This window comes from Eisenbergiella sp. OF01-20, assembly GCF_003478085.1.
Classification (GTDB): Bacteria; Bacillota; Clostridia; order Lachnospirales; family Lachnospiraceae; genus Eisenbergiella.
In genome coordinates this window covers 13,875-28,592 of the sequence record NZ_QUES01000033.1, presented here as the reverse complement: position 1 = coordinate 28,592, position 14,718 = coordinate 13,875, and the positions used below count along the sequence as shown (strand labels likewise).

Annotated in this window: 12 protein-coding genes; all 12 read left to right on the top strand. The window is 44.0% G+C overall.

The features are described from left to right. The first annotated feature begins 241 nt into the window (after positions 1 to 241). The 12 genes from DXA36_RS25715 to DXA36_RS25660 all read left to right on the top strand — a co-directional run bounded on the left by DXA36_RS25715 (position 242) and on the right by DXA36_RS25660 (position 14,712). Positions 242 to 1,738, top strand: coding sequence for an alpha-L-arabinofuranosidase C-terminal domain-containing protein (locus tag DXA36_RS25715; RefSeq protein WP_069410210.1), 1,497 nt, complete (start codon positions 242 to 244; stop codon positions 1,736 to 1,738). Between the two features lie 20 nt (positions 1,739 to 1,758). Continuing rightward, positions 1,759 to 2,700, top strand: a complete 942-nt coding sequence (locus DXA36_RS25710; protein WP_069410211.1) for an ABC transporter permease — start codon at positions 1,759 to 1,761, stop codon at positions 2,698 to 2,700. An 8-nt stretch (positions 2,701 to 2,708) separates the two neighbouring features. Further along, positions 2,709 to 3,632 carry a carbohydrate ABC transporter permease gene (locus DXA36_RS25705; protein WP_069410212.1) on the top strand — a complete coding sequence of 308 codons (924 nt, stop codon included), beginning with the start codon at positions 2,709 to 2,711 and terminating at the stop codon, positions 3,630 to 3,632. 167 nt (positions 3,633 to 3,799) lie between these two features. Further along, a complete protein-coding gene (locus DXA36_RS25700) occupies positions 3,800 to 5,536 on the top strand; it encodes an extracellular solute-binding protein (RefSeq protein WP_069410213.1) in 1,737 nt (578 codons plus the stop codon). Between the two features lie 502 nt (positions 5,537 to 6,038). Further along, on the top strand, positions 6,039 to 6,596 hold the full coding sequence (locus DXA36_RS25695; RefSeq protein WP_069410214.1) for a hypothetical protein: 558 nt from the start codon (positions 6,039 to 6,041) through the stop codon (positions 6,594 to 6,596). A gap of 238 nt (positions 6,597 to 6,834) precedes the next feature. Then, complete coding sequence (locus DXA36_RS25690; protein ID WP_118682217.1) at positions 6,835 to 8,214, top strand: hypothetical protein; 1,380 nt, start codon at positions 6,835 to 6,837, stop codon at positions 8,212 to 8,214. 141 nt (positions 8,215 to 8,355) lie between these two features. Further along, a complete protein-coding gene (locus DXA36_RS25685; protein WP_069410216.1) occupies positions 8,356 to 9,969 on the top strand; it encodes a hypothetical protein in 1,614 nt (537 codons plus the stop codon). Positions 9,970 to 10,073: 104 nt separating this feature from the next. Then, entirely contained in the window at positions 10,074 to 10,361 is a 288-nt protein-coding gene (locus DXA36_RS25680) for a hypothetical protein (RefSeq protein WP_069410217.1), read from the top strand. Positions 10,362 to 10,495: 134 nt separating this feature from the next. Next, positions 10,496 to 11,392 (top strand): phosphoadenosine phosphosulfate reductase family protein, encoded by an 897-nt coding sequence (locus DXA36_RS25675; RefSeq protein WP_069410272.1) that lies wholly within the window; start codon positions 10,496 to 10,498, stop codon positions 11,390 to 11,392. A gap of 19 nt (positions 11,393 to 11,411) precedes the next feature. Next, the gene (locus DXA36_RS25670; protein WP_069410218.1) at positions 11,412 to 12,092 is read left to right on the top strand and encodes a hypothetical protein; all 681 of its coding nucleotides are present in this window, start codon (positions 11,412 to 11,414) and stop codon (positions 12,090 to 12,092) included. After that, the gene (locus DXA36_RS33660; RefSeq protein ID WP_242879953.1) at positions 12,085 to 13,620 is read left to right on the top strand and encodes a hypothetical protein; all 1,536 of its coding nucleotides are present in this window, start codon (positions 12,085 to 12,087) and stop codon (positions 13,618 to 13,620) included. Before DXA36_RS25670 ends, DXA36_RS33660 begins: the two co-directional genes overlap by 8 nt. Beyond that, positions 13,621 to 14,712 (top strand): antirestriction protein ArdA, encoded by a 1,092-nt coding sequence (locus tag DXA36_RS25660; protein ID WP_069410219.1) that lies wholly within the window; start codon positions 13,621 to 13,623, stop codon positions 14,710 to 14,712. The last annotated feature ends 6 nt before the right edge of the window (positions 14,713 to 14,718 follow it).

The window sequence follows — 14,718 nt, the reverse complement described above, 5'->3', positions numbered from 1 at the left end:
ATGCTTCTTTTTTTTTGCAAAAAAGAATTCTTAATAAAATACTCAAAAAGGAACAAATGATTTTCTGAGAATTAACGTTAAATTTATATATAATATTAAAAATAATTATATACTAACATGATAAATTGCATATATAAATTATATAAAAATTAAAAATAATATAAGATTAACGTAAATTTTTATTGACATTGATTAAAAGGGAACTTATAATAATCACATATTAGAAAAGGAGATGTTATAAATGCAAATATATACTAATGAATTTGATGTTATTGGAAAGAGAAATCCGATGTTATATGGACAATTCATAGAACATTTTCATCGTCAGATATACGGAGGAATTTTTGACCCGACAAACGCTTTGTCTGATGATGATGGTTTTAGAATAGACGTGTTGGATGCCATGAAAGCTATTCATGTTCCAATTATTCGGTGGCCAGGAGGATGCTTCGTGTCATCGTATCATTGGATAGATGGTGTTGGTAAGGAAAGAATCCCTTACTTTGATAAAACATGGAGAGTTGAGGAGTCAAATGAGTTTGGAACAGATGAATTTATAAAATTATGTAAAAAATTGGGCTGTGAACCTTATATATGTACTAATGCAGGAACTGGGACAGCAGAAGAAATGAGTGACTGGGTTGAATATTGTAATCTTAGTTCTGAAGGTAAATTCTCTAAATTAAGAATTAAGAATGGTTATGAGAAACCGTATGGTGTGAAATTTTGGAGTATAGGAAACGAAAATTATGGAAGACATGAAATTGGTGCAAAATCTGATAAGGAGTGGGGCAGACTTGTTGCAGAAGCGGCAAAAATGATGAAGCATGTGGATCCAACACTTGAATTAACAGCAGCAGCACTGACTGATTTGGATTGGAACATTAATTTACTTCGTAACAGTGGCCAATTTCTTAATTGGATTTCTATTCATCAGTATTGGGATCAGATACATGAGACGAACTGCCCTGCAGACTATCAAGGGGTTTTAGCCTTTACCAATCATACAGAAGATGCCATTAAAAAAGTTAAGGGATTGCTTATTGCAATGGGAATGGAAAATAAGATTAAAATTGCGTTTGATGAATGGAATCTAAAAGAGTGGTATCATCCCAATGTTCATACGATTGAGCAGGGGATAACAAAAGAAGATTATGTATACCCAAGAGACAGCAATGATGATAATTCTCTCTACACAATGGGGGATGCCATATTTACAGCATGTTTTTTGAATGCATTAAATAGGAATTGCGATATTGTAGGCATGGCTAATTTTGCACCGGTAATTAATACCAGGGGGTGTATTTATACATATCAAAAAGGCATTGTTTTACGAAGTACGTATTATGTTTTCTATTTGTATACAAATTATATGGGTGATCTGGTTAGAGATGCTAAGTATTTGGATATGAATAAGCTTTGTGTATTAAATAAGGGTAATAAAGAGGAGATGGTAGATGAAGTTGATATTTGTGTTACTGAATTCAGTGATAAAGCAGGATTAGCAATTGCACTTGTAAATAAATCTGCTGATAATTTTTCGGAGGTACGGTTCGAGTTTGAGGCGATGGGTGAAGTCATAGGATATTTCATAAGTGGTAACAGTACTTCATCTTACAATGATATCAATCATACAGAAATTGAGATTCAGGAAGAATGTCTGGGTGAATTTAAAAAGGGCATGAAAATTATGCTGCGGCCTCATTCGGTAGAAATAATCCAGATTGGCTGTTTATGAAAGCTTAGAAGAGGTGAGCAATGAAAAGAAAAGGCTGGATTGAAGGAATTAAAAAGGAAATAAAATTAAGATGGGGACTTTATGTGCTTTTGCTTCCTACACTGATATATGTTCTGGTTTTTTTATATGGCCCAATGGGGGGTGTGATAATGGCGTTTCAAGATTATAAAGCATCCCTGGGGCTTTTGGAAAGTCCATTCGTTGGTTTGAAGCATTTTAAGAGATTTCTTACAGACTACAATTTTAAAACTATATTTACAAATACTATGGTAATTAGTTTTTATTCTTTGCTAGCAGGATTCCCTTTACCTATTATTTTTGCCTTGTTTACTAATACAATTAAAAACAATAAAGTAAAAAATGTCATTAAAACAATATCGTATGCCCCACATTTTATATCTATTGTAGTTATAGTTGCCATGATAAATCTTTTTTTTGCACCAACTTCGGGTGTCTTTACCAATATTTATAATAGTATACGGGGCATGGCTGGCCTGGAGCCATTGACACTGGGTATTCTCACTGATAAAAATGCATTTTATCATTTGTATGTATGGTCTGGAATTTGGCAGGAACTTGGTTGGAATTCCATTATTTATATTGCGGCGTTGTCTTCTATAAGTCCCGATCTTTATGAGGCGGCAAGTATTGATGGAGCCAGCAGAATACAGTGCATCAGATATATTGACTTTCCAAGTATTTTACCGACAGTCGTAACTTTACTGATACTCAATACCGGAAATATTTTGGCAATTGGATTTGAAAAAGCGTATCTGATGCAAAATAATTTAAATATTCAGACTTCCGAGATAATATCTACATATGTATATAAAATGGGGTTAAATAATGCACAGTATAGTTTCTCAACGGCCGTTGGGTTATTTAATTCAATTATTAATCTGGCACTCTTATTAATTATTAATACAGTTTCTAAAAAAATTACTGATGTAGGTATTTTATAGGAGGGATTATGAGTGTTAGTAAAATGATTTCAAACAGACAATATAATAAAAGAAGATCAATAGTTAGTGATCGAACGATAAGAATCTTGGTTATTGTAGTTCTTCTGCTTATTACTGGAATTATTCTATATCCACTATACTTTGTACTGATTGCCTCAATTAGTGATCCTAATTATGTAAATGCAGGTAAAGTACTGCTTTTGCCAAGAGCAATTACATTCGATGGATATAAAAGGGTTTTTTCATATACCCAGATATGGAGAGCGTACTTAAATACAATTATATATCTGATATTAGGGACATTTATTAGTACATTTATGACATTATCAGCAGGATATGCACTTTCCAGGAAAGATTTGAAATTTCGTTCTTTCATCATGGTTATTTTCACGCTTACAATGTTTTTTAATGGAGGAATGATACCGAGGTATCTTCTTGTCAAAAATTTAGGGCTTACAGATACAATATGGTGTATGGTGCTCCCAAATGCAGTGTCCATCTGGAATCTAATTATTGCAAGAACTTTTTTTTCAAGCAGTTTACCAGTGGACTTGCTGGAAGCAGCGAAGATCGATGGTTGTAATGATATAAAATTTTTCTTTAAAATTGCTTTACCACTCTCATCGGCATTAACTATGGTAATGGTGCTTTTTTACGGAGTGGGAATATGGAATAGTTATTTTGATGCGATGATATTTCTGAAAAGCCAAAAGTTGCAGCCACTACAGCTTATTATGCGGGATATATTGATTGTTAATAGAACTTCAAATCAAATGATTTCAGATGTTTCAGAACAGGTTGCGAGGCAAAAAGCAGGAGAACTTCTTAAATATGTTATCATTATAATTTCCAGTGCACCGCTTTTAATCGTATATCCTTTTTTACAGAAATATTTTGAATCTGGGATCATGGTTGGTGCCATAAAAGAATGAGTATGTCCGGAAAAGGATGGATAGTTAAGCAGGCTGAATAACTGTATGTAAGTCGCTGAAGAGGATTTTGCATTATGAGGTGTTAAATTACTAAGCTATGTATTTAAAATTGGCAATAGTAAAAAAACAAATATATTACCTGTAAAGGTAAAAGGAAGGGGTTATTTATGAAACGTAAGGCAATGAAAGTAGTGGCACTATTAACTGCAGCTATGATGTTTACCGCATGTGGAGGGGAGAATGCACAAAACGCGGTGTCACCGTCAGAAGATGCGCCAGAATCTGACGATTCGACTGTTTCTGCTACGGATATTTCAAGCGGACAAGGAGGAGGGACCTATATAGATTATACAGGTATGTCTCCGACAGAGATGGTTGAGGCAAATCGCGCGGCAGATTGGAAGATCACGGATGAATCCGTTACTTTACGTGTGATGATAGCGAATACTCCAGAACATCCCGATGATATGAATGAACAGGAGTTGTTTAAACGAGCCGAAGAACGAACTGGAATCCATATTGAATGGGTAATGCCTGGAAGCAGTGCGTTTAATGAACAGAAAGCGTTGGCTCTTGCAAGTGGCGATATGCCTGATATTATTCTGAATGGTCTTACAGACAGTGAAATAGCGCGCTACGGTGCGGATGGAACCCTTTACTCTTACAATGAATTGATGAAAGAGTACCCGGGGATGGCCCCAAATCTCGAACACATTTTTAAAGAAAGAGAGGATATAAAAAAATTTATTACGTCACCTGATGGAAATATATATTCAACACCCAGAATAAATGAGGGTGCTTGGATGAAACAGAATGGCAATGCGATTATTAATGTACAGTGGCTGGAAAGACTTGGGTTGGAAATGCCTTCTAGCATAGATGAACTCAAAGAGGTATTGAGGGCGTTCAAAGAGCAGGATGCGAATGGTAATGGGGATCCAGATGATGAGTTACCGCTCACAATAGCAGCGAGTGATTCTAAGCTACAGGGAAATTCAGGTGGTTTTAATTTATTGATGGGTTCTTTTGGAGTGATTGCAGATAATGATTTCCGTATGCTTCAAAATGGAAAACTTGTTTGTTCGGCGGCGACAGAGGGGTGGAAAGAAGGAATTTCATATTTTCATGAACTATATTCAGAAGGTTTGATGGATGCAGAAGCCTTTACAATGGATGGTAATCAGTATCTTGCTAAACTTGCAGCGGATCCTTCAATTGTCGGAGTAGCTGGTGTATGGGATATAAATGATCAGGTTATTACACCTAATGCAACAGAAAAGTATGATTATATTAAACCTCTTAAAGGACCTGATGGACAGGAACCAATTGTTTATAAATATGCTGCACCAGGGTGGGACCGAAGCGGCTGTGTAATTTCATCTCAAACCAAATATCCGGAAGAGGCTTTGCGCTGGGTCGATTTTATCTATGACAAAATTAATTCATTAGAGATGATAGAAGGAGAGTTTGGGGGGAGACTTCAACTGCAGGATGAAGGATACTATATTATAGGAGAACCTTTGGAGGGAATGGATTCACAGTATGTCTATCGATATTCTGTATGTCCTGGTCATTCAGGAGCATGGTGTGTACAAGAAAAGGAATACAATGAAGTGCTGCGACTGACATTTACTGAGCCTAGATCTAATTTTAATGATGAATATTGTGCTCCATATTATGTAGAACCATTTCCCCCTGTGTTTTATACGCCGGAAGAGGCAGATGAAATGAGTACTCTGAATACGAATATTATAAGTGAAATTGCTCGTCAATCCTGCGAGTGGATAATGAATGGGGGCATTGAAGAAGAATGGGATGCTTATCTTAAAAATCTGGATAGTATTGGATTGCAAAGATGGCTTGAAATTAATGAAACCGCAGCAGAACGCTATAATAATCAATAAATAACAAATATTCTAGGCTTATATAGTTAAGATTACCAGATATATAAAGCATCAGTTCATTAATTACGCCAAATAATTGGCAGTATATAATTGGACTGGTGCTTTTTTATAATGCTACCTTTTTCCCTTGCAATCTTGGAGAGTTTTATAAGAGAAAGGGAAATTGCCTGCGATACATCGTTTCCCTGTATGCCATGGCTTATAACTCCTTTCTTCCTGATTCCGTTCTCCCAGCATGCTTTCGGAAGAAAGATACTTCTCTCTTTTAGGCGGCGCGGATTGTCCGGAAGTGGAGGTATTTAAACTATGTAAGAAGCCTGACGTATCATACAAAATTATGAGTATTAAGAAAATCCTATTATTCTATAAAATAGATGGAAGTATTAAATGGAGATAGAGACGGTTAGTAACACAATTACAACTTTATTACAGCACGGATTAATTTCCTGGCTCCTGTATTGGGAAATTATAATCATCTGCCAAAAGAAGAGGGGGACAACAGATGAAAAGTAAACAGTATCTTATGAAATGCCCTGAACGGATTCGGTTTGGAGATCCTATGTATTTTGAACGTTTTAGTGAGGAAGAACTTTCAACGCTAGTTGTTGATTATAGTCCGCCTGCCGGTTTTGAAGCCAGGGTAGTACTGAGTGAAAGTGAAGCGGAAGACCTTCCTGGTTACATGGACCGTTCCCTTACCATTTATATGGCACCGGGACATACGATAGATACCTATGTAAAAGGATACAAGTTTGATTTCCAGAAGCAGCGTGATAAACAGGTTGGTGTCGATACCGCCAGATATCTGCTGGAGGTGGATGGCATATATAAGTTACTGCATACAGGAGGAGATGGATATTGGGGAAACCTGATAGAATTATCCCATGATCAGAACGGGAAAGAGGTTCTGGATGCGGTAATTATAACTGCCTGCATTCCTGAATTTATGAATTTCCCAGATATAGAGAGGCTGGTGCCTTATTTCCTTCAGGATGTACGGCTTCTGCCTGGGCATGATGAAAAGATAGACCCTCAGATGAACTGGAATAACATGGAGTAAAACCAGTATTACGGTAGGCTGTTTGTATTCTGGATATAACCGTAGACGGTATAGAAATTGGAAGGGACGTATCGATGATTTTAGTGAAGCATGGGGAAGGAAATCGCATTTGGTTCTCAGACGTTAATGAAAATCCGAACACAGAAAGTGCAAACAAAACAGATGACAGGAACCAGAAATGCAGTTACAACAGTCTGCAACCGGGTATATAGACAGATAAAAGGCAGGAGATAAAAAAATGATAATAGCAGAATATAATGAAAAACCGGTTCCTTTACCAATAAGCGATGAAGAACTAATCCAATTAGCCCAGGAGGAAGATTCCGCATTCTTTTTCTTTACCGTCCATTCCGAATTGCTGTATGCGGATATCAACGGGTTAGACCTGAAAAAGAAGCTTCCCGTATTCATGATGCTGCAGGAAATGAACCTGCTGGCCTATCTTTTCGAACAGTTTGACCAGCGGCAGATGGCGGAATTTCAGGAAGCATACCCCTCCCTCCTCCCAATGAGGGGTGGGGAAATGATTAATTATGCATTGGCCATATGCCCGGAAGCCGCCGGGGTACCAGGGAAAGGCCTGCTGCCGCAGTATACCGGGCAAAACCTGTTTGATCTAATGGAATATAAGCGTTTTCAGGATCGGAGGAACCAGCATCCTGCATTTCAATTAGTGAAATTTTATGTCCCGATCCATACCAGCCTCCATTGTCCGGATGGTTCCGAACGAAAACTGACCGGCAAAGAGGCAGCGGCCTTTCAGCAGCAGCTGTCGTATAAGATAGTAGAAAGTGGCTGCAGCAGGCATGGGTTTGATTGGGAAAGTTCTCAATTTGTGGCTCAACTGCCTGTCTGTAAACAAGAGGGATTTTTGTCAGAGAGGCCGGACGTTGAAGTGCGAAACGGGGAGCTCTGGGGAGTGATTATTGCAGAGGTAACCTATCCATTAGATGAAACAGAAATAGAAACCCTGAAGGAACATTTCAATGCGGATATCCTATATGACCGGCGCAGATTTCCCTTTGATACGAGAGTGGCGGAAGGAACCTTGCATGTAAAGTTCACCAAATGTACAGAGGTATGCCAGCAGGCACAGGGGGAACTGGTTTTAACAGAACCGGAAATGTTCCATCTGCAGGCCCCTCATTGTGCCAGGCATGTGCTGAACGTTACCGGATTTGAGCCGGATTTTAGCAGCGAGTGGTCTTACCAAAAAACAAATCCGATTTGGCTAGAATTATCCAATGACAGGAAAACCATACGTATTCCGCTGCCGACCAATGAGGGAACCCTATTGGAAGGCAAAAGAAGAATCGGGGTGAAACCAGGAATGGCTTTTGATAGTAAACTCAAGGTTCCTTGCATTGGATACTTAAATAATCACAGGCTTACGGCTGCCGAATTACAAGTACCGGTTTTAAACCAATTAGAGGAAGAACTCCGGAATATGACACAAAAAAGCAGAATTGCCCTGGAAGATATGTGTATGCATATCGATTACGTCTTTCAATTGGATCTCCGTTTGGTTAACCAAACACTAACAGAAGCACGGATACAGGAGAGGGACGGGGAAGAAAGAAAGCAGGAGTTCTTCGGTGGCATGAACTTAGGGATGTAGGTTCTTGAAAGAGATCCTGGAACATACCGAAGCAGGATCCGCAGTGGTGACGGATGTCTTTTCCGAAAGGCAGAAGTCCCTTTTTTATTCCCGCGGGCAGTCGCCAAAGTGACTGTAAGCCATGGAAAGGAGAGAGGAAGAATGAACGTATATGTAAAGAGAGAAAACTGGGATGGCGGTGTCTGGTTTTCCCTTCCGGCTTCCGAGGAAGACAGGGAAGAATTGCTGCAGGATCTGGCCAGGCATCACCCTTCTGCCATGCTGCCTTTTGCCGGGGAGGTGGACTGTGGGGAGGAAGGGCTTAGCCACCGGCTGGGCAGGTGGCTGGCGGGGGAAACCCTGTTTTTCCGGGACCATTTTGTTCGATGGAACCGGCTGGCGGAAACCGTGGATGCCCTATCCAAAGAGGAAAAGGTAGTTTTGGAAGCGGCCCTCCGGCTGGAAAAGCCGGATTCCATTGAAAAAGTAATGGATACCCTGGACCATCGGAAGCGGTATACCCTGCACCCGGATATCCTTACCTATGAAGCGCTGGGACAGTATGCGGCTGAACGGGTTATGGGGAAGATACCGGATGAACTTTCGGGGTATATGGACTATACATTGCTAGGGAGCGTGTGGGAGAGTTCCCTGGGATGCCTGACGGAGGAGGGGTTTGTAGAGAGTGGAAAAACGGGGAAACAGGAACAGAAGCAGATGGATCGGAAAGAAAGGGAGGAACCGGTGTTCCGGGTACGGATACCGGAAAAAAAGCGGCATGGCCGGTATCTCCTGGTTACCCTGCCCGCAGATGGGCAGACAATGGAAGAACTCCGGCAGGAATCCGGTTATGGGCAGATGGAAGAAATAACGGAGATGGAAGTGTCTTCCGGATTTTACGGCCTGTATGAATACCTTCCTCCCGGCAGCACCCTGGGGGAACTGAACCAGGCGGCAAAAGAGGTACAGGCCCTGGCGGAGAAAGGACCAGTGGAACGCAGGACACTGCTTGCCGCCCTGGAAGCGGAGGCCCCCCAATCCATGGAAAAAGCATGCCAGGTCATCCGGGATTATGCGGATTATGAAATCCTGCCGGTAAAGTCCCTGCAGCCGGATAAGTATGCCAGGTATCTCCTGGAAAAAAAGGGGATAAAGATAAGAGAAGAGCTGGAACCATTTTTTAAGTATGATGCCTTTGGGAAAGAGGGGATAAAGAAGGACAGCCCTGTAGAAACCAGCCACGGGATTGTCAGGAACCGGGTAAGGGCAATCCCGGAGATCGGGCGGGACGGCAAACCCTTCCGCTGGTACAGCCCCCTTACCATCAGCTGCTATAACGGAAAGGATGGGACCTTCCCGGATATTTTATCCGGGGAGAAGGCCGTCCCGTTACAAGGCCGTATCCATACCCTCATAGAAAAAAGTATGGAGGAATGGGGGGAAAGCGGTCTGGCGGATGGATTATCCAACCAGCTGCTGCTGCGCAGGGTGGTATTCATGCAGCCGGATGTGGTGGCATATGCCCAGGATCTTTACTGTATCCTGGACATTCAAACCAAGGGCGAATTAAATGACAGGGAATACCATGCGCTCATGGAAGAATGGAAAGAAATGATGGCATTAGGGTGGGGAAGGCAGTTTCTGGAGTCCCCGATGGATTATCAGGGGGATGACGCATTCCTCGGCTTCTGGGATGAAGAGAATGGGAAAGAGTTATATGTCAGGACAGAAGAAGAAATGGAAAAAGCGTTTTCGGCCATGGAATTCAAGATGTGATCCGAAAAAATAAGAAAATTTAGCCGGTTCCCCTTCTTTCGCTGGACTTGGAAACGGGTTTGGAGTATGTTTGTGTTGCCAAAAACGGGAAAGGAGGAGGCAGCATGGACAAAGAGGAACTATTCCGGAATGCATGTATTGAATATTTACAGCTCCAGCTGGAAGAAGAACGGAAAAAGCGGGAGAGCTATGGGGAGGTGGTAAAAAAACAGAGGAAAGCAAGTGAAGAGGTGAAAATATTATTGGAAACCATGCCTAAAGAGGCAGAGGAGGTGATAGAAAAATATGTGGATTCGGTTTTTGCCACAGCCATAGAGGACTGGCTGTTAATCTATCACATGGGTGCCAGGGATATGGTGGAGTTGTTCCAATCCATCGGCATGTTCCGCTAAGAAATCCAATTAAATAACGCAGTATGGAGGTTTACCGGGAGGGGCAAAAATCCGGCAGGCCTCTTTTTTATGCAAAGAAACCAGGGAAAGGAGGCAGAGTTCCGGCCGGGAGAAGATATCTGACTCTATTTCGAATGGATTTAGAGCAGAAAGCAATCGAACGGGTAAAAGCAGCATCCGAGATGTCGCTGCGGCTGTATGGGCAGCCGCTTGTCGTTACAGACAGCGGAGGGAAAGACAGCCTGGTATGCCGGGAAATAGCAAAGCGGGCAGGGATACCCTATGAAGTGCAGCATAACCTGACCACGGCAGATGCCCCGCAGACGATTTACTATGTGCGGGATACTTTCCGGAAGTTGGAAAGCCAGGGGATACGCTGTTCCATAAGTAAACCGGTTTACCAGGGAGTACCGGTTACCATGTGGACACTAATCCCCCGGAAGAAGTTCCCGCCCACCAGGAGGCAGAGGTACTGCTGTCAGATTTTAAAAGAAAACCAATGCAAAAACCGTTTTATTATTACCGGCGTCAGATGGGCGGAAAGTGTAAAACGGAAGAACAGCAGGGGCGTGTTTGAGAATTATACAGATGATATCAGGAAGAGAACGATCCTGAACAATGACAATGAGGAAGGCAGGCAGTTGTTTGAAAGCTGCGCAGTCAAGGGAAAGCGGATCTGTAATCCCATTGTAGACTGGAGTAATGCCAATATCTGGGATTATATTGCTTCCGAACATCTGGAGTCCAATCCCCTGTATGGGATGGGCTTTTACCGGGTTGGCTGCCTGGGGTGCCCTTTAGCCGGAAAAACAAGGTGGTTTGAATTCCGCCTGTTCCCCGCTTATGAACAGGCATACCTGCGGTCTTTTGCCAAGATGCTGGAAGCGATCCATGCGGAAGGCAGGGAAACGAAATGGAAGACGGCGGCGGATGTGTTTTCCTGGTGGATGGAAGATCAAACGATAGAAGGGCAGATGTGTCTGTCCGATCTGGAGCAATGGAAGGAAGAAAACGAAACGGAAATGTATTGATGGGAAGGGAGAACGCAGGATGACGGCAAGATTTATGGACGGTACCCCCTATGCAGGGCTGGAGCAGGAAATGCAGAGGATACCCGGGTTCCGGCCCCGGAAAAGCGGCATGGTGATATGCCATCTGGAAAACCGCATGGGGGAGGGCAGGATAGAGGCAGGCAGGGCCTGTGCCTGTGAAAAGGGCAGGGAGGGAAGTACAGGGCAGGAAGAAGGCGGGGCAAATGGTTACAGCGATTACCTGCATCAGTTCCTGGCAGAAGTATGGGAAGAATCTTTTTCCCTGCGTGCACAACCCCTGTCCTGCAGACCGAAGCCTTTTTTCCCGGAAAGCGGCCACCGCAGCCGTTTCCAGGCCTGCTGGGAAAAGCGGGAAGCGAATGCGGACCAGGAGGCCTGGTGTGCGGCACTGTATCTGTTAACTGCGGACAGTAATCTTTGGAAAGGTGCGGAGGCGGCTGTGAAACCGGACTTTATCGATTTTACTTCCGTGTCCATCCGCGGTGTGGATATGGATGGATATGTACTGTACCATACAGCAAAGGATTTGTACCGGGGAACGAGCCATGTCAGTCTGGCCGAACTGACGGATGGGGAGTTGGTAAGTGACAGGGCTTTCCGGCTGGTGATTAACGCCTTCCTGCTCTGCAGGTATGGGCCGTGCCTCCTTTTCCCGGAGAAGGGGGAAAATTATGTTTAAAGTATATTTACAGCGGGAAGGGGAAGCGGGGATGGAGCTTATCCTTCCCGCTGCGGCGGAAGAATTCAAAGTGGCATTCACCTGGCTGCAGCACAAGGAACCGGCAGGGAATGCGGAAAACCAGGTTGTTGCATCCTTCCCCAGTCTGAAAGAATGCCTGTATCAGATACCTTGCCAAGAGCAAGAGTTGGAAGAACTGAACTTTCTTGCCAGGCGGATCGAAGGGATGACCGATTCCCAGCGGGAAAGGTTCGGTGCGGCAGTTACCCTCCGGAAACCGGATACCCTGGCGGATATGGTAAACCTGTCCTGCAGCATGGCGCATTTCCGTTTTTATCCCAGGCTCCTGACCGAATATGAGCTGGGAGAGTATATCATCATGGAAGACGAGGGGGAGATGCAGGTAAATCAGGAAGGGCTTTCCGAGTATGAAGAGGTAGGGCAGAGATATCTACAGAACCATACAGGCTGTTTCATGCAGGGAGGATATCTGGGCTTAACGGAGGAGCCGGCGGAGGTGTTCTATGATGGGAAACAGCTGCCGGATCCGGACTACGAGAATACCAGCCCGCTTATGGTAACCATCCCGTATAAGAGGACATTCCATACCTTGTATCTGCCTGCAACCGACGCGAACCTGCATTTCTGGAAGGAAAAACTGGGTGTGGGAAGCCTGGAGGATTTCCAGGATTTTTTTATCCGGGATAACAAGGAAGGCATGGAAGGATTAAAGGAAAGGGTACCCTGCGGCAGTTCCCTTGTGGAGCTCAACCAGCTTGCCGCTATGCTGAAAACAGAACTAAACAGTGAAGAAAAACAGAGGCTCTGTTTCGCGGCCTTTGAGGCGGAAGCACCTGCCTGCGTGGAAGAGGCCATCCGGATTGTGAAGGATTTGGAGGCATACCGGTTCCTGCCGGAATCCGCATCCCCTGCGGGAGATACCCATAAAGACAGTCAGGAGGGAGCCGTACAAACTGCCTATGGCCTTGTGGGGAATAAGTATCATCCGGTTTCTTTTTCCGGGGAAGTGGAAACGTTCCGGTTTTTTAGTCCTTTATCAGCGGAATTCTTTGCAGACTGCTGGGGATACCCGGAAGGCATGCCTCAAAAATGGTACCCTTATCAATTGACTGCATACGAGGAGGAGATAAGGGAGGCACTGGGCCGGGAACACCTGGAGGAAGAAGGGGACAGGGGGCTTGCCATTTACCTGCATCACAAACTATTGGAACGTAAAGTTTACAGCATGCAACCTTCCGTTGAAAGTTGGAATGGGGAATTATGGGGTGTTTTAGAGGTACAGACCTTTGGCATGTTATCCAGAGGTGAACTGGAAGAACTGAAGGCGGAGTGGAGAGGACAGTGTTCCGATGGGTTTGGGGAAGGATTTGAACAAAGGCCGGTGATGATTGAAGACGGTGAACTTTATATCAGCTTCTGGAACCCTTATTCTTTCCAGATACAAACAGAACAGGAGCTGAAGGGAGAGCAGGAGCAGGCGACAGGGATACAGATGGGAGGACCGTAGATGTTTGTAACAATCATTGCGGACAAATACAAAGGAAGACGCGGGTACAAAGGGGCACCGTTGGAACTGCCTGCGGGCAGGTTTTCTATGGAAGATGCCCTGGAACGCGCCCGTGTGCCGGAAGGGGGAGGCTATGAGCTGCACCAATTTCAGGGCTGGCCGAATTTCCTCAGGACTTATCTGAAATTATGTGAAAGTAAAACACTGGAGGAAGTGAACTTCCTTGCGCATAAGCTGCAGGGAATGGATGATGCAAAGCTTGCCGCATATGAAGGGATTCTGAGGCTGAAGGAGGGAGCGGATAGGACCCATCCTGTCAGCATCCAGGAGGATATGTTGGATGTGATCAGGGATCTGCCTGACGAAGTGTATGAACTGCTGGATGAGGAAAAGGCAGGGGCGTTGCAGCGCAGGATCGACCAGGGAATGTTTACCGGGAAAGGGTATGTCTTTGGAACCTTAGAAGATTGGCGGGAGGTTTATGACGGGATGCATCTGCCCCGGGCGGCTGGGGAACATGGTGGGATCCTGGCACTGCGTCTGGAAACCGCAGAGGAGGAGACAGGGAGGAAGGTATGGCTGGAGCTGCCTGCAGAGGAAGAAGCAATGCAGGAAGCATTACGTATATTGGGGGAGGAAACCTTTGATAACTGTGTCATTAAGGAAACGAAAAGTATCCTTCCTTCCCTGGAATACCAGCTGGCAGGGGATGAGGATATCAGGAAGCTGAACCTCCTGGCAGAACGGATCCAGGCATTCCCGGATAAACGGACGCTGGTAAAATACAAAGCGATCCTGGAATGGGAAATTTGCAATGATCTTGACATGGAACTGGACATAGCCGGGAATCTGTCATGTTATGAATATGACGCTGTAATCCTGTCTGCCGCAGATTATGGGGAATATATCCTGGAGGAGGCGGGGATTCATACAAAGGATCCGGCCTTTTCCGGCTTTGATTTTGAAGGTTTTGGGGAACGGCAGCTTCGTAGAAGCGGGTTTGTGGAAACCCCCTATGGGATTATAGGGCGGAATGAAAAGCCCTTCCTGCCGGAGTATACCCAAACAGAGCCTGGCCTGTCCATGCAGTAAAACAGG